We start from the raw sequence: 25,314 nt of genomic DNA on the forward strand, positions 1-25,314 counted from the left end.
GCGCGGCCTTCCCACGGGCCCTACAGGCTGGTGAGCAGCTGCGGCGACAGGTTCTTGATCATGGTGTTGGTCCAGCGCATCTGACGCAGCGTCCGGGGGTGGCAGAACGAGGCGAGCGCGAGGAGCCGGTGGTCCCTCAGGGCCTGTGCGGCCTGGGCGAGCATCTCCCAGTGCAGCGAGTTGTACGCCGCGGCCAGATGCGTCCCGCGCAGGTCGCGCAGGAGCAGCAGCCCGGGTCCGAGGCCGTCGTCCGCACCCTCCGGCGCCTTCCTCCCGGGCGCCGCGAACGGACCGGGGGAGGGGCCGTCGGACGGGCCGTCGAGGTCCAGGCCGTAGTGGGCGGCCGTGTCGGCGAGTCGCCGGACGTGCTCCCGGGACCAGTCGGCGACGTCGGTGGCGACGTGGTGCACCTCGTGTTCGGCGCGATGGCGCTCGGACAGGGCCACGAGACCGTCGACCAGGTCGCGTTCGCCCTGGTGGAGGGCGTGCAGAACCATCGTGACGCCGTTCACCGGTCGTCCTCCTTCGTGCCCCACGCGGGGTGCGGGTCCTGGGCGACGCGCGCGGCCGCCCCGCCCGCGGTGGCCGGCACGCCGTGCGGGTCCGCCGGGGCCGAGGCGCCGGTGGTGGGCGCCGGCGACGGGGTCTCGTCGCCGCGCTCCACGAGGGTGAGCGAGGCCGCGGCGGTCTTGAACATCGGCTGCTTGGACGCGGGGTCCCAGTCGGTGATCGTGGCCTCGTTGGCCGCGCGCCCCGGAGCGGCGGGGTCCGGACCGTCGCCGGCGGGGGTGTCCCAGTACCCGTAGTGGAAGGGTACGAAGAGCACGCCCGGCCGCAGACCGGTGACGCGCAGCCGCCCCCGCAGGGCGCCGCGGGGGGTGCGGACCTCGACCAGGTCCCCCTCGCGCAGGCCGGTCCGCGCCGCGTCCTCCGCCGAGGCCTCGACCCACACGTCGGGGGCCGCCGCGTTCAGCTGGGGCGCGCGGCCGGTCTTGGTGCGGGTGTGGAACTGGTAGACGGTCCGGCCCGTGGTCAGCTGGAAGGGGTACTCCTCGCTCGGGCCCTCGTGCGGGGGCAGATAGGCGGCGGCCTTGATCACGGCCTTGCCGTCGGGGTTGAGGGCGCGGTACTCCGCCGCGCCGTCCGCCGCCCCGGTCACCAGGTCCTTGCCGTAGTCCTCGCACACGTCGGGGTGCGCCCAGTCGACGCCGTCGGCGTAGAGCCGTTCGGTGCCCCCGGGCGCCCGTTCGTTGACCGGCCACTGGACGCCGCTGCCGCCCCGCAGCATGGCGTAGGTCAGGCCGGTGTAGTCGCACGGGCGGCCGGCGCTGCACCGCTTCCACGCCTCGAACGCGCTCTCCGGGTCGTGCCAGGTGACCAGCGGACCGCCGTCCTTGTCGCGGAAGTCCATCCGCCGGGCGTAGTCGAGGAAGACGTCGAGGTCGGGCCTGGCCCCGCCCGGCGGCTCGACGGCCTTCTCCGAGAGGTGCACCGTGCGGTCGGCATTGGTGAACGTGCCGGTCTTCTCGCCCCAGGTCGCCGCGGGCAGCACCACGTCGGCGTACCGCGCCGTCTCGGTGAGGAAGAGGTCCTGGACGACGACGAACAGGCGCTCCTGGGCGAGGATCGCGCGGATGCGGGACAGCTCGGGCAGGGACACGGCGGGGTTGGTGCCGCTGATCCACAGCATGCGGATCGAACCCTGTTCGGCGTAGCGGAACATCTGCAGGGCGTGGGTGGGCGGGGCGTAGTGGGGGATCGCGGACGGTTCGACGTTCCAGACCCGCGCCAGGTCCTCGACGTGGGCGTCGTTCTGCCAGTTGCGGAAGCCGGGCAGGTCGCCGTCGGCCCCGCACTCGCGGGTGTTCTGGGCGGTGGGCTGCCCGTTCATCTGGAGCACCCCGGCGCCGGGCCTGCCCAGCATGCCCCGGATCAGGTGCAGGTTGTTGACCTGGACGGCGGCCGCCGTCGCCTGGTGGGACTGGTAGACGCCCTGCAGCACCGTGGACAGCAGCCGGTCGGCGGTGCCCAGGAGTTCGGCGGCCTCGGTGATCCGGGCGGCCGGGACGTCGCAGACGCCGGCCGCCCATTCCGGCGTGCAGTCCGCGACCCGGGCCGCCAGCTCGTCGAAGCCGACCGTGTGCGCCCGTACGTAGGAGTGGTCGACGCGGTCGGTCCTGATGATCTCGTGCAGCAGGGCGTTGAGCAGCGCCACGTTCGTGCCGATCCGGGGCGCGAGGTGCACGGCCGCCCTGCGGGCCACCGGGGTGGGCCGGGGGTCCACGCAGAGCAGCCGGGGCGGGTCGGTGCCCTCCAGGCGGTCGAGGACGCGCATCCACTGCACGGGCTGCGTCTCGGCGATGTTGTGGCCGAAGAGCGCGATGACGTCGGCGTGGTCGATGTCGTCGTAGCTCCCGGGCTGCCCGTCGCAGCCGAAGGACTCCTTCAGCGCCTCGGCCGCCGTCGAGGTGCACAGGCGCGTGTTGCCGTCGAGATGGTTCGTCCCGATGCCGGCCCGGGCCAGGACCGCGAGCGTGTAGTACTCCTCCAGGAACAGCTGCCCGCTGGTGTAGAAGCCGAGGGAGCCGGGGCCCCGCTCGCCCAGCAGCGCCCGGGAGCGGGAGACGACGCGGTCCATCGCGGTGTCCCAGTCGGTCTCCACCAGGCGCCCGCCCTCGCGGACCAGCGGACGGGTCAGCCGGTCGGGCGAGGCGTTGGCCTGCCAGCCGAAGAGGTCCTTGGGGCCGAGCCTGCCGCGGTTGACCCGGTCGACGGCCCGCCCCCGCACTCCGACCATCCGGCCGTCGACCACCGCGATGTCCATGGCGTCCCCGTCGGAGTGCAGGATCGAGGCCGCCTGCACCCAGCGCTGCACCATGTCCGGCTCCACGCCCTCGGCGAGGTGGGTGTCCACCCGGGCCGGCCACGGCTCGTGGCGCCGGTGCGGCACACGGCCACCCCAGGGATCGGCGATCCGGTCCACCGAAGAATCCATCACGACCTCCACCGGGCGACCTGCGGACCGGTCACGGGTACCCCCCGATCCCCGCCCCCTAACCCGACCGCCCGGGAAGCCACTCCGGTGCCGCGCCGCAGACCGCCGGAGCCTCCTCGGCGGCCCGATCGGCGGCCCGGCCCAACGGTTCGGCGGACCCCGACGCGCCGTCAGGAACCCGCCGCGACGGCCCGCAGCCGACGACAGTGCAGGAACACGTGCGGTTCCGGGACCGCCTCCGGGTGGGCCGGGGTGAACAGCGCCTCCTCGCGCTCCAGCACGTCGAGACCGGCCTCCTCGGCCACGGCGACGAGGTCCGGTACGGCGAAGCTGGTCACGCGCACGGGCTGCCCCATGAAGACGGCGTCCACGCCCTCCACGTCCAGCGGCACGGTGGCCAGGACCAGGTGACCGCCCGGCGCCAGCGCCCGGACCAGCCGCCGCACCGTCTCCGCCTGCTCGCGCCGGTCCAGCTGGAGCAGGGAGAAGTACACGCAGACCGCGTCGAACGAGGCCTCGTCCAGCGGCAGTTCCCGGACGTCGGCGCACCGGAAGGAGGCGGCCGGCACCTGGCGGGCCGCCAGCTCCACCATGACGGGGGAGACGTCGACGCCGAGGACCTCGTGACCGGCTTCCGCGAGCGCCTCGGCGGTGGGCCGGCCCGTGCCGCTGCCCACGTCGAGGACCCGGCTGCCCGGCGCGAGCCGCCCGAGCAGCCACGCCAGCGAGCGCCGGTGCGCCTCGGAACCGGCGAAGGCCTTCTCGTACTCCGCTCCCAGCGCGTCGAACACGACCGCCGCGGGCGGCCGCTGCTGCTCGTCGGTCACGGGGGTCCTTCCGGTCGGGTCGGGCGGATGCCGTCGCATCGTTCCACCGGCGGGAACCCGCCCACAAGAGTGCCGACGGGCGGGCAGTTTTTGGTAATGAAAACCGTTGTCATATACTGGCCGCATGGCACGCAACGAACTCCGCCCGGTCGTCAAGCTCCGCTCCACCGCGGGCACCGGCTTCACCTACGTCACCCGCAAGAACCGCCGCAACGACCCCGACCGCATGGTGCTGCGCAAGTACGACCCCGTCGCCCGCCGGCACGTCGACTTCCGCGAAGAACGCTGACCCCGCCCCGTACCCCACCGCCGAAAGGTCCCCGCCATGAAGCCCGGCATCCACCCCGCCTACGGCCCCGTCGTCTTCCGCGACTCCGCCTCCGGCACCGCCTTCCTCACCAGGTCCACCATGACCGGTGACAAGACGATCGACTGGGAGGACGGCAACACCTACCCGCTCGTGGACGTCGAGATCTCCTCGGCGAGCCACCCCTTCTACACCGGCACCGCCCGCGTCCTGGACACCGCCGGCCGCGTCGAGCGCTTCGAGCGCCGCTACGGAGCCCGCTGATGGGGCACGCGCGCGAACTCCCCGTCGTGATCGTCGCCGGGCTCCACGCGGACGCCCGCAGGGAGGTCGTCGACCGCCTCCTGCGGGACGTCCCGGGGAGCGTGGCGCTCCACCACGACCTCGCCTCGGCCCCCGAGGGCACCGTGCTCCGCCTCGTCCGGGACGCCTCCGGACCCGTCTCGCACGGCGAGACGCCGCTGGTGAACGACTGCGCCTGCTGCGCGCTGCGCGAGGACCTCGTCCCCGAGCTGGAACGCCTGGCGGACGACGGCCTCACCCGGCTCGCGGTGGTCGAACTGTGGGACTCGGTCGAGCCAAGGGCCATGGCCGAGGTCGTCGCCGCCCACGGCGGGGGCCGCCTGGCCGTGACCGGCGTGATCACCGCCGTGGACCCCGCGCTCGTCCTGCCCTGCCTGGCCAACGGCGACGACCTCGCCGAGGCCGGACTCGCCGCCGCCCCCACCGACCGGCGGACCGTCGGCGACACCTGGGCCCGCCAGCTGGAGTACGCCCCCGTCCTCGCCGTGGTCGACAGCGCCGAGGCCGACGACGAGGACCACGCCCTCCTCGCCCAGCTGCACCCCACCGCCCGCCGCGTGCGGGCCGCCTCGCCCGACCTCGCCCGGGCCGCGTTCGCGGGCTTCGACGTCGAGGCCGCCGCGGCCGCCCAGCACCCCGCCTGCGCGCTCCTGCCCCAGGACGCGGACGAGGCCGGCGTGACCACCTTCGTCTGGCACCGCCGCCGCCCGTTCCACCCCGAGCGCCTCTACGAGGCCCTGGAGGACCTGTGCTGCGCGGCGGCCCGCAGCCGCGGCCGGTTCTGGCTCGCCGACCGCCCCGACACCCTGCTCGCCTGGGACGCGGCCGGCGGGGCGCTGTGCGTGGAGAGCGCGGGCCCCTGGCTCGCCTCGCTGCCGGACGCGGCCTGGGAGATGGTCCCGCCCGTGCGCCGGGCCGCCGCCGCGCTCGACTGGCACGCCGAGCACGGCGACCGCTGCCAGCACCTCGTCTTCACCTCGCCCGGCCTCGACCGGGACGGCCTCGAACGGCTCCTCGACTCCTGCCTGCTGACCGACGCGGAGTACGCGTCGGGGCCGGAGACCTGGAAGCGCCTGCCCGCGGCCTTCGCCCCCCTGCTCGACGCCGCCTGACCCCGCCCGACCCCGCCGTACGCACGCCCACCGAAGGAGCAGCCCCCGTGGCACGCCGCCCCGAGCCCCGCAAGCCCGCCAAGTCCCGTCCCAACCCGCTGGACGCGGCCGGGATCACGTACATCGACTACAAGGACACCGACCTGCTCCGCAGGTTCCTCTCCGACCGCGGCAAGATCCGCAGCCGCCGCGTCACCCGCGTGACCGCCCGGCAGCAGCGGGCCCTCGCCGCCGCGATCAAGAACGCCCGCGAGATGGCCCTCCTGCCGTACGCGAGCCGCTGACGCGGTACGCGAGCCGCCGGCGCCGGTCGCGGTCGGGCCCGCTCATCCCCCGGCGGGGAAGCGGTCCGGTGCGAGCGCGGTGAGCAGGGAGTCCAGGGCGAGCTCGGTCGACACGGCCATATCGACCGAGCCGGGGTCGAGGAGCCACTGGACCTGGAGGCCGTCCATGACGGCGATGATCGCGTTCGCGGCCGGCTCGACCCGGGCGTCGTCCTCGGCGAGGCCGCCCGCCTCGCGCAGCGCGTCGGCCACGAAGGCCCGCAGCCCGGTGTAGCGGTCGCGGAAGTAGGTCTGCGCGGGATGGTCCTCGGTGACGGACTCGGCCGAGAGCACCGCGTACAGGCGCACGATGCCCTCGCGCTCGGCGTTGCGCCGGGCGGTGTCCACGAGGTGGCGCAGGAACTCCGTCCCGCGCGGCCGGTCCGGCCCGAGCTGCTCGATGCCGGACTGGTCGCGGAGCTCGAGGACGCCGGTGAGCAGCTGGGCCTTGGTCCGGAAGTAGTGCAGGACCCCGGCCTGGGTGAGCCCGGCGCGGTCGGCGATCTCCTGGATCGGCGCGTTGTGGTAGCCGCGGGCGGCGAACGTGTCCATGGCGATGTGCAGGATGTCCTGCCGGCGCTGCTTGGCCTCCGCGCTGCGGGGCGTACGGGGCGGACGGCTCGTCTTACCTACCGGATGGTTGCTCACGCGCGCCAGCATAGGTGTCCCCGGAAGCCGGGGGACCGGCTCCGGGGAGGCCTCGGAGCCGTGTGACCCCCACCACTTACTAAGTACTTAGCGGGTGTGCTTTCATGTGCCCGTCACCACGGCGGCACGCCGTCCTCGCCCCGGCACGTCCTCGCCGTCCGGCACGCCGTCGCCACGGCTGGAGGGAACCCCATGTCTGCCCCGTCGCCCGCACGTCCCGCCCCTCCGGCCCGGCCGGAGGCGGCGGACGAGAGCCGCTGGGCCGCGCTGATCGAGGCCCTGGACCCGGCGGCCAAGGTGCGGCTGCTGACCGGGGCGAGCCTGTGGGCGCTGCACGGCGAGCCGAGGCTCGGACTCCACCCCGTGGTCACCTCCGACGGCCCCCAGGGCGTACGCGGCACCGGCGAGGTGCCCGGCGAGACGGGCCTGCTCGCCCCGGCCCCGAGCGCCACCGGCGCCACCTGGGACACGGAACTCGCCGAGCGCCTGGGCCGCGTCTTCGCCGCCGAGGCCCGCCGCAAGAACGTGGACGTCGTCCTGGCCCCGCTGGTCAACCTCCAGCGCACCCCCGTCGCCGGCCGCCACTTCGAATGCCTCTCCGAGGACCCCCTGCTCTCCGGCGCGCTCGGCGCCGCGCTCGTGCGCGGCCTCCAGGACGAGGGCGTCGCCGCCTGCCTGAAGCACTTCGTCGCGAACGACTCCGAGACCGACCGGACCCGCTACCGCGCCAGGATCGACCCCCGTACGCTCCGCGAGGTCTACCTCGCCCCGTTCGAACGCGTCCTCGCCGAGGCCGGGCCGTGGAGCGTGATGGGCGCGTACTCGGGCCTGGACGACGGCACCGAGTCGGCCCCGGTCCTCGAACACCGGCGGATCCTCCGGGGCGTGCTGAAGGACGAGTGGGGCTACGACGGGGCGGTGATCAGCGACTGGGCCGCCGCCCGGACGACCGCGGCCACCGCCGTCGCCGGCCTCGACCTGGTGATGCCGGGCCCCGACGGCCCCTGGGGCGACGCCCTCGTGGAGGCGGTCCGCCGCGGCGAGGTGGACGAGGCGGTCGTCGACGACAAGGTCCTGCGGCTGATGCGGCTCGCCACCCGGGTCGGCAAGTTGACCGAGCCCTGGGCGCCCGGCGAGCAGCCCCCGCCGCTGCCGGCCGCGCCCGCGCCCGCCCCGGCCGGCGAGGCGGACTTCGCCGTGCTGCGCGAGGTCCTCACCCGGGGCACCGTCCTGCTGCGCGACGAGCGGGCCATGCTGCCCCTGGACGCGCACCGGCTGAACCGCGTGGCGCTGATCGGACCGAACGCCGTCGACGCCTACCTCCAGGGCGGCGGCAGCGCCTACGTCCCCGCCGTCCGCACGGTCGGGTACGCCGAGGGGCTGCGGGCCGCCCTGCCGGAGGGGGTCGAACTGACCGTGCACCGGGGCGGCTCGTCCCGGCGGCACGCGCCCTTCGTGGACCCCGCGCGCCTCACCGGCCTGCGGGCCGCGTACCTGGACGGGAACGGCACGCCGCTGGGCGAGGAGGTCCGCCGCACCGGCGACTGGGGGGCCTTCGGCGTCCCGGACGGAACCGCCGACGTGGTCCTCACCGGCCGGATCACCCTCGCCGAACCGGGCGACCACCTCCTGGAGTTCGGCTGCGCCGGGCGCTTCACGGTCTCCCTCGACGGCGAGCCGGTCCACACCGGCGAGGACGACCGGGGCGTCGAACTGATCCTGGAGTCCGGCCACCACCACCCGGAGACCCACCGCCGCACCGTGCGCGTGGGCGCCGACCCGGTCCACCTGGACCTGCGGATCGACCTCCGGGTCGTCGACGCCGACGGCTACGGCCGCTTCGTCACCGCCCACGTGCGCCACCTGCCGCCCGGCCCGGGCGTCGAGGACGAGATCGCCGGGGCCGTCGCGGCGGCCCGCGCGGCCGACGTCGCCGTGGTGGTCGTCGGCACCAACGAGGAGGTGGAGTCCGAGGGCTGGGACCGCCCCGACCTGGAGCTGACGCCGCAGCAGCACCGGCTCGTGCGCGCGGTGGCCGCCGCCAACCCCCGTACCGTGGTGGTGGTCAACGCCGGAGCCCCGGTCCTGCTGCCCTGGGCCGGCGAGGTGCCCGCCCTGCTCTGGGCGTGGCTGCCCGGCCAGGAGGCGGGGCACGCCCTCGCCGACGTCCTGTTCGGCCGCGCCGAGCCCTCCGGCCGGCTGCCGTGGACCCTGCCCGCCCGCGCCGAGGACGTCCCTGTCCCCGACGCCGTGCCCGTCGACGGCGACCTCGACTACCGCGAGGGGCTCCACATCGGGCACCGCGGCTACGACCGGGCCGGCACCGAGCCCGCCTTCCCCTTCGGCCACGGACTCGGCTGGACCACCTGGTCCTACGACCGCGTCGAGGCCCACGGAGCGTCTACCCCTGCCGATTTCACCTTCGGCCCCGCTCCCGCCGACCCCGCCCCGGCCGGCCCCGTCCTCGCGGACGGCGACGGGCCCCGGATCACCGTGACCCTCACCAACACCGGCCCCCGGACCGGACGGGAGGTCGTCCAGGCGTACCTGGACGCCCCCGACGGAGCCACCGACGACCCCGTCCGCGTCCTCGCGGGTTTCGCCGTCGCCGAGGTCCCCGCGGGCGGCACCGCGACGGTCGTCCTCACCCTGCCCCGGCGGGTCTTCCAGTCCTGGGACGAGGAGCACCGGTGCTGGCGCACGCCCACCGGACGCCGCCGCCTGCGCGTCGGCCGCTCCAGCCGCGACCTGCGCCTGATGCTCGACCTCGACCCCTATTTCGCCCCCGATCTCGACTGAAACCCGCCCCACCCCACGGTTCGCACGGACGCACCACCCCCACGTGTCAGGTCATCCCCACCGAAGGAGAGCCGCACCGTGTCCCACCGAACGACCTCACGGGCCCGCGCCGCGGGCGCCGCACTCGTCCTCGCCGTCGCGTGCCTCGGCGCCGCCGGCACCGGCAGCGCCCAGGCCGCCGACCCCACCGCCCAGGTCTGGGTCACCACCCCGGACGGCTCCAGGAAGCTCGCAGCCGAGACAGTCCCCTTCACCGGTACGGTCCAGCCCGTCGACATCCGCGTCGACGCCGGCAGCCGGGGACAGAGGTTCACCGGCGCAGGCGCCTCGGTCACCGAGGCGTCCGCCCACCTCGTCCAGAGCCTGCCCGCCGACAAGCGGGCCGACCTGATGAAGTCGCTGTTCTCCCCGGGCGAGGGCATCGGACTGAACTACCTGCGCCAGCCGCTGGGCAGCACCGACTTCAACTCCGGCGGCTTCTACACGTACGAGGACACCAAGGGCTCGTTCTCGATCGCCCGCGACCAGCAGGAGATCATCCCGGTCGTCAAGCAGGCGCTCGCCCTCAACCCCTCGATCCGGTTCATGGGCTCCCCCTGGTCGCCGCCCGCCTGGATGAAGACCGGCAACTCCCTCAACGGCGGCAGCCTGCGGACCGACCAGTACCAGGCGTACGCCGACTACCTGGTCAAGGCGGTCAAGGCGTACGGGCAGCAGGGCGTCGCCCTCACCGACCTCACGGTCCAGAACGAGCCCGAGTTCGCCACCGGTTACCCCTCCATGTCGATGACCCCGGCCGAACAGGCCGCGTTCCTCAAGGTCCTCGACCGGACCCTCACCGCCGGCGGACTGCCGACCAACGTCCTCGCCTACGACCACAACTGGGACCATCCGAACTACCCTCTGGAGGTCTTCGCCGCCACGCAGGGGATCCAGCGGGTCATCGGGGCGGCCTTCCACTGCTACGGCGGGGCCCCCTCCGCCCAGCAGCAGGTGGTCGATGCCGGGAAGCGCGTCTTCTTCACCGAGTGCTCCGGCACCGACAGCGCGAACACGGCCACCACCTTCGCCGACACCCTCCGGTGGCACGCCGAGAACCTCGTCGTGCGGAACATGCGCAACGGCGGCGAGACCGTCGTCAACTGGAACCTCGCCCTCGACCGGAACGGCGGCCCGCACCAGGGCCACTGCGCCACCCGCTGCAACGGCGTCGTGGAGATCGCGGACGGCACCGTCACCCGCAACGCCGAGTACTACGTCCTCGGCCACGTCACCAAGTTCGTCAAGCCCGGCGCCACCCGCGTCGGCTCCACCAGCCAGGGCGCCGGAGGCGTCCAGAACGTCGCCTTCCAGAACCCGGACGGCTCCTTCGCCGCCTACGTCGTCAACACCGCGGGCGGCGCGCAGCGCTTCTCCCTGACCGAGGGCGGAAAGACCCTCGCGTACACCCTCCCGGCCGGCGCCGTGGCGACCGTCGTCTGGACCGCCGCCGCCGCCCCCGGCGGCCCGATCGACCCGGCCGCCTGGTACCGCGTCGCCAACGCCCACAGCGGCGCCTGCCTGGACGCCGCCGACTGGGGTACGGCGGACGGAACCGCCCTCCAGCAGTGGGGCTGCACCACGGGCGCCAACCAGAAGTGGCAGTTCCGCCCCACGGGCGACGGCCACTACCAGGTCGTCAACCAGTACAACTCCCGCGTCTGGGACGTCGACGGCGGCCCCGGCGCCACCGCCTCCGGCACCAGGGTCCACCTGTGGAGCTACGCGGGCGGCACCAACCAGCAGTGGCGTCCCGAGCCCGCCGGCACCGACGGCCGCCACCGCTTCGTCGCCCGCCACAGCGCCCAGTGCCTCACCGTCGACAACGCCTCGACCGCCGACGGGGCCCGCCTGTCCCAGCGGCCCTGCGACGGCTCACCCGCCCAGGCGTTCACCCTGACGTGACCCCCTCCCGTTCTTCCCCGTCCCCGGAACCGGCCGTGGCGAGAATCTGTCCCTGTGGGGGGAGAGCCGCCGAACTGCCGGGGAGGGGACGGGGATGAGCGCATGGGTGGTCCCGGGGTACACGGAGACCCGGGAACTGGGGGCGGGCGCCAGTGGCCGCGTGGTGCTGGCCGTCCACGACGCGACCGGCACGCCGGTGGCCGTGAAGTACCTGGGGGAGCGGCTCCGTTCGGACGAGGCGTTCGTGCGCGGCTTCCGGGCCGAGGCCCGGCTGCTCGGCGCCCTGGACAGCCCGTACGTCGTGGGGTTCCACGAGTACGTCGAGGCGCCGTCGGGCGCGGCCATCGTGATGGAACTGGTGGACGGCGTCGCACTGCGCGCCCTCCTCGCCCGGGAGGGCGCGACCGGCCCCGAGGCCGCCCTCGTGGTGCTCAAGGGCTCGCTCCTGGGCCTCGCCGCCGCCCACCGGGCGGGCGTCGTGCACCGCGACTACAAGCCCGAGAACGTCCTGGTCGCCGCCGACGGCTCGTCCACCCTGGTCGACTTCGGGATCGCGACCGGACACGACAGCAGGCCCGGCGTCGCCGGAACGCCCGCCTACATGGCGCCCGAGCAGTGGAGCGGCGCCCCCGCCTCCCCGGCGGCCGACGTCTACGCGGCCACCGCGACCTTCTTCGAGTGCCTGACCGGCCGCAAGCCCTTCGCGGGCGGCAACTTCGCCGAACTCGCCCTCCAGCACCTGGAGGCGCCCGTCCCCGACGGACAGGCTCCGGAACCGCTGCGCCCGCTCATCCGCCGGGGCCTCGCCAAGGCCCCGCACGAACGGCCGGACGACGCGGCCGCGTTCGTCGCCGAACTGGAGGCGGTCGCCACGGCCGCGTACGGCCCGGACTGGGAGGAGCGCGGCCGCGGCCGCCTCGCGGCCCTCGCCGCGCTCCTGCCGCTGCTCTTCCCCTCCTCCGGCGGTACGGCCCAGGGCGCGACCGCCCTCGCCACGACCACGCTGCCCCGGCCGCCCGCCCCGCGCCTCCGGCGCCGGTTCCCCCGCGGACTGCCCGCCGGGGCGGCCGCGCTCCTCCTGGCGCTGCTCCTCGCCCTCGCCGCGCGGGCCGGGGGAGAGGAACCGGACGGGGACCGGGCCGCGCGGGCCTTCGCGACGACGGACACGGCGGCGACCGCGCTCCCGCCGGACCCGGGCGCGCCGCCTTCCCCCTCCTCGGCACCCCCGCCCACGGACACCCCGACCCCGACCGCGACGCCGACGGGCCCGGAGCCCTCCGCCCCGTCGGACACCCCCACCCCGACGGACGACACCCCGACCGCGACGCCCACCCCGACGGCTCCGGCCACGGAACCCCCGCCGGCCCCGCCGACCACGACTCCGCCCACCACCCCGCCGACCACGCCTCCGACGACGGAACCCCCGACGACGCCGCCCGTCTCCGTGACCTCCGTCTCCGTCACGGGCCTGCGGCAGACCGGGCCCGCGACCGCCGAGGCCACCGTCGAGATCACGACCGACGGCACGGGACCGGTGACGCTCCTCGTCGCGTGGTCCACCGGCGATGAGAAGGGGGCGCCGGGCACGCCGGACGGCTCCGAGACCCTCCGGCGCGCGGGCGACACCCGGTACACCCTCACGCTCCCGCACACCTTCCGCGGCACCGGCTGCTACTGGGGAGCGCGCGCGACCACCGACCCGGCCGCCGCGAACGGCGGTTCCCTCCAGCAGATCCTCGTCCGACGGTGCGTGATCTCGTGAACGACGACGACTACAGCGCCACCGAACTCGGCAGCCACTGGTTCCAGCGCCCGGAGCCGGACCCGGCGCCCGACCGGCGGGAGGGCGAGGTCCTGCGCTTCGGGCCGGGAGTGACCGCGGCCGCCGCCCGGCGCGCCGGGAACACCCCCACCGCCGTCCAGATCTGGCACGGCACCCTGCCCGGCACCCCGCCGCCGCGCCCGCCCCGCCCCCGGCGGCTCCGCCGCTACGCACCCGCCGCGCTGATCCTGGCCGCCGTCCTGGTCTTCCTCGCCTGGCGGGAATACGGCCCCCGGGCGGCGGTCCGGGACGTCGCAGTCACCGCCCCCGGGAGCCCGCTCGGCTGCGACGGCACGGCGGACGTCGTGGGCGTCGTCCGCACCGACGGGCGGCCCGGCACCCTGACGTACCACTGGGAGCGCAGCGACGGGACCCGGTCCGCGCCCCTGCGCGAGACCCTGGCCCGGGGGCAGGAGGAGGCCCGGCTCCACCTCCTCTGGACCTTCCACGGGCCCGGCGCCCACCGGGCCGTGGCACGCCTGGTGATCACGTCGCCCGCCACCCGCACGGCCGAGGGGACCTTCACGTACCGCTGCGGCTGAGCGGACACGCCCCGGGCGCACACCGCCGGGGCCCGGTCGCGGACCCGCGGATATCGTCGGGCGCGCGGGGAACGGACGATCGTCGGGCCGGTGGGGCGCGAACGATCGGTTCCGGCCGCCCCGCTCCTCTCCCGTCACCCGAAAGGCACCCCATGACCCAGCAGGAAGCCGCCCCCGAGGTGCGCCGCGTCGACGACCGGCACCGCTACGAGATCCTCGTCGACGGCGAACGCGCCGGTCTGACGTCCTACCGCGACCGCGACGACCGGCGGGTCTTCTTCCACACCGAGGTCGACGACGCCTACGCGGGCCGGGGCCTGGCCGGCGTCCTCGTGGAACGGGTCCTCGCCGACGTGCGCGCCTCAGGGATGCGCGTCGTCCCCGTCTGCCCGTACGTGGCGAAGTTCCTGGAGAAGCACGAGGAGTTCGCCGACATCGCCGACCCGGTGACCCCCGAGGTCCTCCAGTGGCTGGACGCCCGGCTGGGACGTTGATCCCGGCCGTTGGCCGACACGCGAACAAATGGCGCGAAAACCTATGTTCGGGCGGGTAAACCACGTTCGGATCAAGATCACTGCATGGAGGTAAAGCCCTCGTTCCGATAGGGCGGGTCGGGTGTGACGGCCGTTACTGTTCCCCGGGATCCGGGCGGATTGCCGGATCTTCGCACCCTGTTTCTCCTTTCGGCGGTGTGACGCGCCCCGGCGCCGATCACCGCCTTCGCGGAAGAGAGCTCGCCCGATGACCGTTGACGACCGCCCGGACGTACGGCTTGAGCCGCCCCGGCAGTCCAGTCTGAGCACCGCGGCCGCCCGCAAGCTCACCCACACGGCCAAGTCCGCCCCGCAGATGCAGGAGATCACCTCCCGCTGGCTGCTGCGGATGCTCCCCTGGGTGGAGACCAGGGGCGGCGCCTATCGGGTCAACCGCCGCCTGAGCCACACCGTCGGCGACGGACGCGTCGAGTTCGTCCAGGACGGCGCCCGCGTCCGGGTCGTCCCGCGCGAGCTGGGCGAACTGGCCCTCCTCCGCGGCTTCGAGGACGAGGAGGTGCTGACCGCCCTCGCCGCCCGCTGCGTCCAGCGCGACTTCCGCGCCGGCGAGGTGCTGGTCCGGCACGGCGAACCCGCCGACGGCATCCACCTGATCGCCCACGGCCGGATCAACCAGACCTCCCCCGGCAGGTACGGCGGCGAGGACGCCGTCGCCGTCCTCGCCGACGGCGACCACTTCGGCGAGCCCGCCCTCCTCGACGCCGGCGCCGCCTGGGACCGCACCGCCACCGCCGAGACCCCCGGCACCCTGCTCACCCTCTCCCGCGCCGACTTCGCCGCCGTCCTGGCCTCCGCCCCCGGACTCCGCGACCACGTACGGGAGGCGGGTTCCCGGGCGGGCCGGCCGCAGAACAAGTACGGCGAGGCCGCCATCCCGATGTCGTCCGGCCACAAGGGCGAGGCCGTCCTGCCGGGCGCCTTCGTCGACTACGAGCTCGCGCCCCGCGAGTACGAGCTCTCCGTCGCCCAGACCGTCCTCAAGGTCCACACCCGCGTCGCCGACCTCTACAACGGCCCGATGAACCAGACGGAGGAACAGCTCAGGCTCACCGTCGAGGCGCTGCGCGAGCGCCAGGAGTACGAGCTGATCAACAACCGCGAGTTCGGGCTGCTCCACAACGCCGACTTCAAGCAGCGGATCCAGCCGCACTCCGGCCCGCCCACCCCGGACGACCTGGACGAACTGCTCTGCCGCCGCCGGGGCACCAAGCTCTTCCTCGCCCACCCCCGGACGATCGCGGCGATCGGGCGCGAACTCAACGCCCGGCGGATCTACCCGGACCACGTCGACCTCGACGGACAGCGGGTCCAGACCTGGCGCGGCGTCCCGATCCTGCCCTGCGACAAGATCCCCATCAGCCCGGAGAACACCAGCTCGATCCTCGCCATGCGCCTCGGCGAGGACAACCAGGGCGTCGTCGGCCTGCGGCAGACCGGCCTGGCGGAGGAGTACGAACCGGGCGTCTCGGTCCGCTTCATGGGCATCGACGAGAAGTCGATCATCTCCTACCTGGTCACCACCTACTACTCCGCCGCCGTCCTGGTGCCCAACGCGCTCGGCGTCCTGGAGAACGTGGAGATCGCCCGCAGGCGCTAGGGCCCCCGGCGCCCGCCCACCCCTTCGGCGCGCACCCGTTCGGTACAAGCCGGTTCAGCACAAGCCCGTTCAGCACAGCCCGGAGCCCCCGGGCCGGGCGCGCACGCCCGGAGCCGGGCGGCCCGCCCATCCCTCCGAGGAGTCACGGATGCCCGATCCCGGGCCTTCCCCCCTGTGGCCGAGCCTGCCCACGGCCGCGTCCCACGCACTCACCCTGCCCACCGCCCCCGTCGTTCCCGCCGCTCCCGAAAGCGTTCCCGAAGTCGCCCCCCAGGGCGTCCCCGCGCCCACGCCCCCGCCCGCCCTCGAACGCGTCCTGCGCGGCCCCAGCGGACTGGGCACGGCGGGCCTCTCCCTGGTCCCGCGCCTGGAGGCCCCCGTACCGGAAAAGCCGACGGCGCCGGCCGATCCGGCGGAGGGCCGCCCGATCCCCGGCCTCTACTTCCACCCGGTGCCGGAGCCCGACCCCGCGCGCGTGGCGGAGGTCAGCCGCCGGATCAAGGAGTGGGCGGTGGACGAGGTCGACCTGTTCCCCGACGACTGGGAGGGACAGTTCGACGGCTTCCTGGTCGGCCGCTACATGGTCGCCTGCCACCCCGACGCCCCGACCGTCGACCACCTGATGGTCGCCACCCGGCTGATGGTCGCCGAGAACGCGGTGGACGACTGCTACTGCGAGGACCACGGCGGTTCGCCCGTCGGCCTCGGCGGCCGCCTCCTCCTCGCCCACACCGCCCTCGACCCGCTGCACACCACGGCGGCCTACCAGCCGCAGTGGGCGGAGTCGCTGCACGCGGACGCCCCCCGGCGCGCGTACCGCTCCGCCATGGAGTACTTCGTCCGGCAGGCCACCCCCTCCCAGGCCGACCGGTACCGGCACGACATGGCCCGGCTGCACCTCGGGTACCTCGCCGAGGCCGCCTGGGCCGAGACGGACCACCTGCCGGAGGTGTGGGAGTACCTCGCGATGCGGCAGTTCAACAACTTCCGCCCCTGCCCCACCATCACCGACACCGTCGGCGGCTACGAACTCCCCGCCGACCTGCACGCCCGGCCGGACATGCAGCGGGTCCTCGCACTCGCCGGCAACGCCAGCACCATCGTCAACGACCTGTACTCGTACACCAAGGAACTGGACAGTCCGGGTCGCCACCTGAACCTGCCCGTGGTGCTCGCGGAGCGCGAGTCCCTCTCCGAGAAGGACGCCTACCTGAAGGCGATCGAGGTCCACAACGACCTCATGCGCGACTTCGAGGCCGAGGCCGCCGCCCTGGCCGCCGCCTGCCCCGTCCCGAGCGTGCTCCGCTTCCTGCGGGGCGTGGCCGTGTGGGTCGACGGCAACCACCACTGGCACCGGACCAACACCTACCGCTACAGCCTGCCCGACTTCTGGTAAGAAACGGAAAACTCAGTGACCAGCACCGACACGACCACCACCCCCGCGTTCGTCCCCGGCCCCGCCACCCCCTACCAGGGCGACATCGCCCGCTACTGGAACGCCGAAGCCCGGCCCGTGAACCTGCGCCTCGGCGACGTCGACGGGCTCTACCACCACCACTACGGCGTCGGCGCCGTCGACCACGCCGCCCTCGGGGACCCGGAGGACAGCGCGTACGAGAAGAAGCTCATCGCCGAGCTGCACCGCCTGGAGTCGGCGCAGACCGACGTCCTCCTCGACCACCTCGGGGACGTCGGGCACGAGGACACGCTCGTGGACGCCGGCTGCGGCCGGGGCGGTTCGAGCGTCATGGCCCACCAGCGCTTCGGCTGCAAGGTCGAGGGCGTCACCCTCTCCTCCGCGCAGGCCGACTTCGGCAACCGGCGCGCCAAGGAGCTGGGCATCGAGGACCACGTCCGCGCCCGCGTCTGCAACATGCTGGACACCCCGTTCGAGAAGGGCAGCGTGGCCGCCTCCTGGAACAACGAGTCGAGCATGTACGTCGACCTGGACGACCTCTTCGCCGAGCACGCCCGGTTCCTGAAGGTCGGCGGCCGGTACGTCACCATCACCGGCTGCTGGAACCCGAAGTACGGCCAGCCGTCGAAGTGGGTCTCGCAGATCAACGCCCACTTCGAGTGCAACATCCACTCCCGCCGCGAGTACCTGCGGGCGATGGCCGACAACCGGCTCGTCCCGCAGGCCGTCGTGGACCTGACCCCGGAGACCCTGCCCTACTGGGAGCTGCGGGCCACGTCCTCGCTGGTCACCGGCATCGAGGAGGCGTTCATCGAGTCGTACAGGGACGGCTCCTTCCAGTACGTCCTGATCGCGGCCGACCGGGTCTGACCGCGGTCGCACCGGAAGAACCCGCCGGGGGCGACGGGACCGACCTCCTACGGTCCCGTCACCCCCGGCGTCCGTCGTTCCCGGCGCGTCCAGGGCGCGTGTCGAAAGTAGCGTCGTCTGCCCGAAGGGCAGGCGGGACTTTCGACACACGCCCTAGGGCTTGTCCCCGAACGCCTTCAGGACCCGCTCGGCGGCCAGCGTCGCCGTCAACTCGCCGTCCCTGACCTGCCGTTCGAGCAGGGGCGTGAGCTCCTGGACCGCCGGGTTCGTGCGCAGCCGGTCGAGGAGTTCCTCGCGGACCATGGTCCAGGTCCAGTCGACCTGCTGGTCCTGGCGCTTGGCCGTGAGGCGGCCGGTCGAGTCGAGCAGGGCGCGGTGCCGCTCCAGACGCCCCCACACCTCGTCGAGGCCCGAGGACTCCCGGGCGCTGCAACTGAGCACCGGCGGCGTCCAGAACGCGTCGGCGCCGTGCATCAGCCGCAGCGCGCCCGCCAGTTCGCGCGCGGCGGCCCGCGCGTCGCGCTCGTGCGGGCCGTCCGCCTTGTTGACGGCGACAACGTCCGCCAGCTCCAGGACGCCCTTCTTGATGCCCTGGAGCTGGTCGCCGGTGCGGGCCAGGGTGAGCAGCAGGAAGGAGTCGACCATGTTGGCGACGGCCGTCTCCGACTGCCCGACACCGACCGTCTCCACCAGGACCACGTCGTACCCCGCCGCCTCCATGACGACGATCGACTCCCGGGTCGCCTTCGCGACCCCGCCGAGCGTGCCGGCGGTGGGGGAGGGGCGGACGAACGCCGCCGGGTCGACGGCGAGCCGCTCCATCCGCGTCTTGTCGCCGAGGATGGAGCCGCCCGTACGGCTCGACGACGGGTCCACGGCGAGGACCGCCACCCGGTGGCCGAGCCCGGTCAGCATCGTCCCGAACGCGTCGATGAAGGTCGACTTGCCGACCCCGGGCACCCCGCTGATCCCGATCCGCACCGCCCGGCCGCTGTGCGGCAGCAGCTCGGTCAGGAGCTCCTGGGCGAGGGCCCGGTGCTGGGGCCGGGTGGACTCGACGAGGGTGATCGCCCGGGCGATCAGCGCGCGCTTCCCGTCGAGCACCCCCTTCACGTACGTGTCGAGTCCGATCACAGGTCGTGCCCGAGGCCGGCGGCGAGGCGCGTCACCAGGTCGTGGGCCGCGTCCGGGATGACGGTGCCGGGCGGGAAGACCGCCGCCGCGCCCATCTCCAGGAGCGTCGCCACGTCCTGCGGGGGAATCACCCCGCCGACCACGATCATGATGTCCTCGCGGCCCTCGGCCGCCAGCTCCTCCCGGAGCGCCGGCACGAGGGTCAGGTGACCCGCGGCCAGCGAGGAGACCCCGACGATGTGCACGTCCGCCTCGACGGCCTGGCGGGCGACCTCGGCCGGGGTCTGGAACAGCGGGCCGACGTCCACGTCGAAGCCCAGGTCGGCGAAGGCCGTGGCGATCACCTTCTGGCCGCGGTCGTGCCCGTCCTGGCCCATCTTGGCGACCAGGATGCGCGGACGGCGCCCCTCGGCCTCGCCGAAGGCGTCCACCAGGGTCCGGGTGCGCTCCACGGAGGGCGACTCCCCTGCTTCGTTGCGGTACACACCGGAAATTGTACGGATCTGGCCCGCGTGGCGCCCGTACACCTTCTCCAGGGCGTCCGAGATCTCGCCGACGGTGGCCTTCGCGCGGGCCGCGTTCACGGCCAGTTCGAGGAGGTTGCCGTCGCCGCCCGCCGCGCGGGTGAGCGCGTCGAGCGCGTCCCGGCAGGCGGTCTCGTCGCGCTCCTCGCGCAGCCGGCGCAGCTTGGCGATCTGCTGGGCGCGCACGGAGGAGTTGTCGACCTTGAGCACGTCGATCTGCTCGTCGGTCTCCACCCGGTACTTGTTGACGCCGATCACCGGCTGCCGGCCGGAGTCGATCCGGGCCTGGGTGCGGGCCGCGGCCTCCTCCACGCGCAGCTTGGGGATGCCCGCGTCGATGGCCTTCGCCATGCCGCCGGCGCCCTCGACCTCCTGGATGTGCTGCCAGGCACGGCGCGCGAGGTCGTAGGTCAGCCGCTCGACGTACGCGCTGCCGCCCCACGGGTCGATGGTCCGGCAGGTGCCCGACTCCTGCTGGAGGAGGAGCTGGGTGTTGCGGGCGATGCGCGCCGAGAAGTCGGTCGGCAGGGCGAGGGCCTCGTCGAGCGCGTTGGTGTGCAGCGACTGGGTGTGGCCCTGGGTCGCGGCCATCGCCTCCACGCAGGTGCGGGTGACGTTGTTGAACACGTCCTGCGCGGTCAGCGACCAGCCCGAGGTCTGCGAGTGGGTGCGCAGGGAGAGGGACTTGGTGTTCTTGGGGTCGAACTGCTTGACGAGCTTGGCCCACAGGAGGCGGGCCGCGCGCAGCTTGGCGACCTCCATGAAGAAGTTCATGCCGATCGCCCAGAAGAACGACAGGCGCGGTGCGAACGCGTCCACGTCGAGCCCGGCCTCGCGGCCCGCGCGGATGTACTCGACGCCGTCCGCGAGCGTGTACGCCAGCTCCAGGTCGGCCGTCGCGCCCGCCTCCTGGATGTGGTAGCCCGAGATGGAGATCGAGTTGTAGCGCGGCATCCGCTGCGAGGTGTACGCGAAGATGTCGGAGATGATCCGCATCGACGGGCCGGGCGGATAGATGTACGTGTTGCGGACCATGAACTCCTTGAGGATGTCGTTCTGGATGGTCCCGGCCAGCTTCTCGGGCGGTACGCCCTGCTCCTCGGCGGCCACGATGTAGAGCGCGAGGACCGGCAGGACGGCGCCGTTCATCGTCATCGACACCGTCATCTTGTCCAGCGGGATGCCGTCGAACAGCTGGCGCATGTCGTAGATCGAGTCGATGGCCACGCCCGCCATGCCGACGTCGCCGGTGACGCGCGGGTGGTCGCTGTCGTAGCCGCGGTGGGTCGGCAGGTCGAAGGCGACCGACAGGCCCTTCTGGCCGGCCGCCAGGTTGCGCCGGTAGAAGGCGTTGGACTCCTCGGCGGTGGAGAAGCCCGCGTACTGGCGGATCGTCCAGGGCTGGTTGACGTACATCGTCGGGTACGGGCCGCGCAGGTACGGCGCCATGCCCGGGCGGGTGTCCAGGAAGTCGAGGCCCTCCAGGTCCTGCCCGGTGTAGAGCGGCTTGACGCCGATGCCCTCGGGGGTCTCCCAGAGCAGGTCGTCGCCGCCGGCGGCCTTCTTGACGGCCGCGCGCCACTCGTCGGAGCCGGCGCCGCGGGCGGGGGACCCGAGTTCGATCCCGGAGAAGTCGGGGACGGTCATCGGGACACTCCCATGCGGTCGAGGGCGGTGGAGAGGAGGGCGACGGCGTCGCAGCCCGCGAAGAGGTACGTGTCGACACCGGAGTACCGCCCCCGGCCGGCGAGGAGGACGTGCTCCGCCCCCGCCGCGCGCAGCTCGGCCGCGGTGGCCTCGGCCCGCTCCTCGTAAAGGGCGTCGCTGGAGCAGAGGCAGACCTCGCGGGCGCCGCTCTCCTCGAACGTGCCCTCGGTGACCGGCTCGATGCCGCCCGCCTGGAAGAGGTTGGCGGCGAACGTCAGGCGGGCCGAGTGCGCGGCGGCCGGGCCGAGCGCGGCCAGGTAGACCTTCGGCCGGGCGCCGGTCGCCGCGAGGTGGGCGTCGGAGCGGGCGCGCAGCGCCTCGTACGCCTCGTCGCGGCGGACGCGGGGCAGGCCGCCGGAGGGCGGCTCGGGCGCGGGGGCGCGCTCGACGGGCTTCTCCGCGAGGTGCGGGAACTCGCTGACGCCGGTGATCGGTTCGCGGCGGGTGGCGAGCTTCTTGCTGCGGGCGGCCCAGGTCTCGGCGAGGCGCTCGCCGGTGAAGCCGGAGCGCAGGGCCGCCTCCTGGCCGCCCTCCCGCTCGATCGTACGGAAGAACTCCCAGGCGGCGTGCGCCAGTTCGTCGGTGAGCCGCTCCACGTACCAGGAGCCGCCGGCCGGGTCGATGACCCGGGCGAGGTGGGACTCCTCGATGAGGACGGTGGAGGTGTTGCGGGCGATGCGGCGGGCGAACGCGTCCGGCAGGCCGAGCGCGTCGTCGAAGGGCAGCACGGTGACGCTGTCCGCACCGCCGACCCCGGCGGCGAGCGTGGCGATCGTGGTGCGCAGCATGTTCACCCACGGGTCGCGGCGCGTCATCATCACCGGCGAGGTCACCGCGTGCTGGCGCTGCGCGCCCGCCTCCGGGGCGCCGGAGGCCTCGGCCACCCGGGCCCAGAGCCGGCGCGCCGCGCGGAACTTGGCGATCGTCAGGAACTGGTCGGCGGTGGCCGCGTAGCGGAACTCGATCTGCCCGAGCGCCTCCGTGACGCTCAGGCCCGCCTCGGTGAGCCCGCGCAGATAGGCCACGCCGGTCGCGAGGGAGCAGCCCAGCTCCTGCGCGGCCGAGCCGCCGGCCTCGTGGTACGGCAGGGCGTCCACGGTCAGGGCCCGCAGGCCCGGGTAGCCGTCGGCGCACCGGCGCGCGAGCCCGGCGACGGACGCGAGGTCGTACGTCTGCCGGCCCGTGCGGGCCTCGTGGCCCAGGGGGTCGGCGCCCAGGCTGCCCCGAGCCGCGTCCGGGGCGACGCCCCGCTCCTCGTACAGGCGGAAGAGGCGCTCGGCGGCGGCGGCCGTCTCGTCGCCCGCGTCGAGGACGACGGGCGCGAGGTCGAGGTAGACGCCGTCGAGGACCTTGTCCAGGGAGGCGACCGGGATGCCCGTGCCGCCGACGCCCAGCCACAGGGAGGTGACGCCGTTCTCCAGGTCGGAGAGGACCGCGCCGTTGTCGGCGGCCAGGTGGCGCTGGCGCACGTCCCAGCCGCCGGTGGTGTTGCCCTCGGCCCGGCCGCCGCGCACGAAGGGTGCGAAGCCGGGCAGGCCGGGGTCGGGCGCGGCGTCGCGCGCGGTGTACAGCGGGCGCGTGTCGAGGCCGTCCTCCAGCAGGGTGGACAGGGCGTCCTCGGCTTCGGGGCCGGAGACCTCCTTGCCCGATTTGCGCAGGACGCCCGCCACGAGGTTTTGCCACTGCTCATGTGGCGCGTCTGGGAATTCGGACGCCAGGGAAAGCCCGTCGTCAGGCAGGACCGTCATGTTTCGGATGCTAGGGGAGATCGACAAGAGAGCAGGAGAGCGCACGACTGTGACCTTCTTCTCTTCACCCCTTGTGGCTTAGGTTAGGCTTGCCTAAGTTTTGACTCCGGTCTTTCCGTCCCCTGCTCCGGGAGAACTCGCATGCGTCCCTTCAGCACCCGCGCCACCCGCCCCATCCCCGCCGAACGCGTGCGCTCCATCCTGACCGCGGCCCACTCCATGACCGTCGTCACCGACGGCGGCGAGCAGGAGGTGCACCGCCTCGACGGCACGGGACCCATGGGCCACATCCACCTGCACGACCCCTCCGAGGACTGCCCCGCCGGACGGGCCGCCCGCCTCCCCGTGCGCCTCGAACTCACCGACATCGCCCCCACCCCGGTCCGCGAACGCCTCCGCGCCCGCGTCACCCTCACCGGACTCCTCGACGCCCCCTACACGTCCGACGCCGGCCGGAGCACCTGCATGGAGTTCGGCCAGGCCCTCCTGGAGGACGCCGACGGGCGCACCTTCGTCGCCCTCGACGAGCTCCGGGCGACCGAGCCCGACCCGCTGGCCGGCTGCGAGGCGGCCATGCTCACCCACCTGGTCGACGACCACGCCGAACTCGTCCCCCTGCTGCTCCGCCTCGTCCGGCCGCGCCCCGACCGGGACATGGTCCGCGCCCTCCCCGTCGCCCTGGACCGCTACGGCATCACCCTGCGCCTCGAACACCCCACCGGCCACCAGGACGCCCGGCTGCCCTTCCCCACCCCCGTCAGGGACATCGAGGAGGCGGGTCCCCGCATCCACGCCCTCCTCGCCGCCGCCCGCCGCTCCTCCCACCCCAACCGCCTGCTGACCTGACCTGATCGGCCCCGGACCCCGCGCACCGCCGAGATGCCGGAGCGCCCGCACGGGCGAAGAACGGACGGGTGGACCGCACACCACCGGCGCCGGAACCGCTCGGGGACCCCTGCCCGGACGCGGCCACGCCATGAACACAGGAAGCCCGGCCGAGGGCCGGAACCGGCCCGCCCCGCCGCCGACGACCGCACCAGCGAGGCCATCGGCTTCGCCGTCCTCCTCATCGGCTTCGGCAGCCTGATCGCCGCCGTCCTGCCCCTCGTCACGGCGCTCATCGGGGCGATCTGCGGCCTCGCCCTCCTCGGCCTCATGGCCGCCGCCTTCACCGCCGTGCTCTCCGCCCTCACCCTCGTCCCCGCCCTCCTCGGACTCGTCGGCCGCCGCATCGACCGCTACCACGTCCGCAAGCCCGTCGCGGAGACCGACGCCGAACCCGGAGCGCCCGCCCACGGCACTTGGCACCGCTACGCCCAACGGGTGGAGAAGCGCCCCTGGTGGTTCCTCACCGGCGGCGTCCTGGCCCTCCTCGTCCTGGCCTTCCCGCTGCTCTTCATCCAGCTCGGCCACATCGGCGACGGAGCCGATCCCGAGTCCTTCACGGACCGGCGGGCCTACGACCTCGTCGCCACGGCCTTCGGCCCCGGCGCCAACGGCCCCCTGACCCTCGTCGTGGACCAGTCGGCCGTCTCAGAGGCCTCCTCGTCGCGCTCAAGGCCGCCGTCCTCAACGTCCTCTCCATCGCCGCCTCCTACGGCGTCGTCGTCGCCGTCTTCCAGTGGGGCTGGGGAGGACCCGCGCTCGGCGTCTCCGGCAAGGTGCCCATCGAGAGCTACGTCCCGATGATGATGTTCGCCATCGTCTTCGGCCTGAGCATGGACTACGAGATCTTCCTGCTCTCCCGCGTCCGCGAGGCCTGGCTGCGCACCGGCGACCCCAAGGCGGCGGTCGCCCACGCCCTGGAGATCACCGCCCGCGTCATCACCTGCGCCGCGCTCATCATGGTCGGCGTCTTCGCGGCCTTCGTCGTCTCCGACGACATCGTCGTCAAGATGCTCGGCCTCGGCCTCGCCGCCAGCGTCCTCATCGACGCCACCGTGGTCCGGCTGCTCCTCGTCCCCGCCGTGATGACCCTCCTCGGCAAGCACGCCTGGTGGATGCCCCGCCGCCTCGACCGGATCCTGCCCCACCTGGACACCGAGGGCGAGGGCGAACCGGAACGGACCCCGACGGGCGGCGCCCCGCCCGCGCCCTGACGGCCCGTCGGGCAGACGGAGGACCGGCCGGCCGTACGGACG

General features: G+C 74.0%; 20 protein-coding genes and 1 pseudogene. 14 read left to right on the forward strand and 7 right to left on the reverse strand.

Going from position 1 to position 25,314, the window contains the following annotated elements:
* Positions 1 to 20: 20 nt before the first annotated feature.
* The 3 genes from CP977_RS29490 to CP977_RS29500 form a co-directional block, all read right to left on the reverse strand.
* Entirely contained in the window at positions 21 to 512 is a 492-nt protein-coding gene (locus CP977_RS29490) for a hypothetical protein (RefSeq protein ID WP_152371090.1), read from the reverse strand.
* Entirely contained in the window at positions 509 to 2,995 is a 2,487-nt protein-coding gene (locus CP977_RS29495) for a molybdopterin oxidoreductase family protein (protein WP_152371091.1), read from the reverse strand. Before CP977_RS29495 ends, CP977_RS29490 begins: the two co-directional genes overlap by 4 nt.
* A 170-nt stretch (positions 2,996 to 3,165) precedes the next feature.
* Positions 3,166 to 3,861 (reverse strand): class I SAM-dependent methyltransferase, encoded by a 696-nt coding sequence (locus CP977_RS29500; protein WP_062750744.1) that lies wholly within the window; start codon positions 3,859 to 3,861, stop codon positions 3,166 to 3,168.
* Between the two features lie 85 nt (positions 3,862 to 3,946).
* Here CP977_RS29500 and rpmG point away from each other — a divergent pair, with 85 nt between their 5' ends.
* The 4 genes from rpmG to rpsR are packed head-to-tail and all read left to right on the forward strand — an operon-like array spanning position 3,947 to position 5,828.
* Positions 3,947 to 4,111, forward strand: coding sequence for a 50S ribosomal protein L33 (gene rpmG, locus CP977_RS29505; RefSeq protein WP_062750742.1), 165 nt, complete (start codon positions 3,947 to 3,949; stop codon positions 4,109 to 4,111).
* 36 nt (positions 4,112 to 4,147) lie between these two features.
* Positions 4,148 to 4,393 carry a type B 50S ribosomal protein L31 gene (locus CP977_RS29510; protein ID WP_062750740.1) on the forward strand — a complete coding sequence of 82 codons (246 nt, stop codon included), beginning with the start codon at positions 4,148 to 4,150 and terminating at the stop codon, positions 4,391 to 4,393.
* Complete coding sequence (locus CP977_RS29515; protein WP_062750738.1) at positions 4,393 to 5,544, forward strand: CobW family GTP-binding protein; 1,152 nt, start codon at positions 4,393 to 4,395, stop codon at positions 5,542 to 5,544. The genes CP977_RS29510 and CP977_RS29515 overlap by 1 nt, the downstream gene beginning before the upstream one ends.
* Positions 5,545 to 5,591: 47 nt before the next feature.
* A complete protein-coding gene (gene rpsR, locus CP977_RS29520; RefSeq protein WP_062750736.1) occupies positions 5,592 to 5,828 on the forward strand; it encodes a 30S ribosomal protein S18 in 237 nt (78 codons plus the stop codon).
* A gap of 42 nt (positions 5,829 to 5,870) precedes the next feature.
* On the opposite strand, the gene CP977_RS29525 is transcribed toward rpsR, so the two are convergent.
* A complete protein-coding gene (locus CP977_RS29525) occupies positions 5,871 to 6,434 on the reverse strand; it encodes a TetR/AcrR family transcriptional regulator (protein WP_269145153.1) in 564 nt (187 codons plus the stop codon).
* A 273-nt stretch (positions 6,435 to 6,707) separates the two neighbouring features.
* Between CP977_RS29525 and CP977_RS29530 the strand changes: the two genes are divergently transcribed.
* The 8 genes from CP977_RS29530 (at position 6,708) to CP977_RS29565 (ending at position 18,060) form a co-directional block, all read left to right on the forward strand.
* Complete coding sequence (locus CP977_RS29530) at positions 6,708 to 9,314, forward strand: beta-glucosidase family protein (protein WP_152371092.1); 2,607 nt, start codon at positions 6,708 to 6,710, stop codon at positions 9,312 to 9,314.
* 78 nt (positions 9,315 to 9,392) lie between these two features.
* Positions 9,393 to 11,258: an RICIN domain-containing protein gene (locus CP977_RS29535; RefSeq protein WP_152371093.1), complete on the forward strand. Its 1,866-nt coding sequence runs from the start codon at positions 9,393 to 9,395 to the stop codon at positions 11,256 to 11,258.
* 94 nt (positions 11,259 to 11,352) lie between these two features.
* Entirely contained in the window at positions 11,353 to 13,020 is a 1,668-nt protein-coding gene (locus CP977_RS29540; RefSeq protein ID WP_109184493.1) for a serine/threonine-protein kinase, read from the forward strand.
* Entirely contained in the window at positions 13,005 to 13,622 is a 618-nt protein-coding gene (locus CP977_RS29545) for a hypothetical protein (RefSeq protein ID WP_229991462.1), read from the forward strand. Before CP977_RS29540 ends, CP977_RS29545 begins: the two co-directional genes overlap by 16 nt.
* Positions 13,623 to 13,774: 152 nt before the next feature.
* Positions 13,775 to 14,116 (forward strand): GNAT family N-acetyltransferase, encoded by a 342-nt coding sequence (locus tag CP977_RS29550; protein ID WP_152371094.1) that lies wholly within the window; start codon positions 13,775 to 13,777, stop codon positions 14,114 to 14,116.
* Positions 14,117 to 14,363: 247 nt separating this feature from the next.
* Positions 14,364 to 15,773, forward strand: a complete 1,410-nt coding sequence (locus tag CP977_RS29555; RefSeq protein WP_062750726.1) for a family 2B encapsulin nanocompartment shell protein — start codon at positions 14,364 to 14,366, stop codon at positions 15,771 to 15,773.
* A 148-nt stretch (positions 15,774 to 15,921) separates the two neighbouring features.
* Positions 15,922 to 17,169, forward strand: a complete 1,248-nt coding sequence (locus CP977_RS29560; RefSeq protein ID WP_152371095.1) for a family 2 encapsulin nanocompartment cargo protein terpene cyclase — start codon at positions 15,922 to 15,924, stop codon at positions 17,167 to 17,169.
* 15 nt (positions 17,170 to 17,184) lie between these two features.
* The gene (locus CP977_RS29565; protein WP_062750722.1) at positions 17,185 to 18,060 is read left to right on the forward strand and encodes a geranyl diphosphate 2-C-methyltransferase; all 876 of its coding nucleotides are present in this window, start codon (positions 17,185 to 17,187) and stop codon (positions 18,058 to 18,060) included.
* Between the two features lie 153 nt (positions 18,061 to 18,213).
* Here CP977_RS29565 and meaB read toward each other — a convergent pair whose 3' ends face one another.
* Genes meaB through CP977_RS29580 form a run of 3 tightly spaced genes read right to left on the reverse strand, consistent with a single transcriptional unit; the run spans position 18,214 to position 23,173 of the window.
* Positions 18,214 to 19,194 (reverse strand): methylmalonyl Co-A mutase-associated GTPase MeaB, encoded by a 981-nt coding sequence (meaB, locus tag CP977_RS29570; protein ID WP_062750636.1) that lies wholly within the window; start codon positions 19,192 to 19,194, stop codon positions 18,214 to 18,216.
* Positions 19,191 to 21,365 (reverse strand): methylmalonyl-CoA mutase, encoded by a 2,175-nt coding sequence (gene scpA / locus CP977_RS29575; RefSeq protein WP_062750634.1) that lies wholly within the window; start codon positions 21,363 to 21,365, stop codon positions 19,191 to 19,193. Before scpA ends, meaB begins: the two co-directional genes overlap by 4 nt.
* Positions 21,362 to 23,173 carry a methylmalonyl-CoA mutase family protein gene (locus CP977_RS29580; RefSeq protein WP_109184495.1) on the reverse strand — a complete coding sequence of 604 codons (1,812 nt, stop codon included), beginning with the start codon at positions 23,171 to 23,173 and terminating at the stop codon, positions 21,362 to 21,364. The genes scpA and CP977_RS29580 overlap by 4 nt, the downstream gene beginning before the upstream one ends.
* 141 nt (positions 23,174 to 23,314) lie before the next feature.
* Here CP977_RS29580 and CP977_RS29585 point away from each other — a divergent pair, with 141 nt between their 5' ends.
* Both CP977_RS29585 and CP977_RS29590 read left to right on the forward strand, forming a co-directional pair.
* Positions 23,315 to 24,019, forward strand: a complete 705-nt coding sequence (locus CP977_RS29585; RefSeq protein WP_152371096.1) for a DUF2470 domain-containing protein — start codon at positions 23,315 to 23,317, stop codon at positions 24,017 to 24,019.
* Between the two features lie 192 nt (positions 24,020 to 24,211).
* Positions 24,212 to 25,272, forward strand: a pseudogene (locus tag CP977_RS29590) (MMPL family transporter); the annotation flags it as partial.
* Positions 25,273 to 25,314 lie beyond the last annotated feature (42 nt).

The organism is Streptomyces cinereoruber (assembly GCF_009299385.1).
GTDB lineage: Bacteria > Actinomycetota > Actinomycetes > Streptomycetales > Streptomycetaceae > Streptomyces > Streptomyces bikiniensis.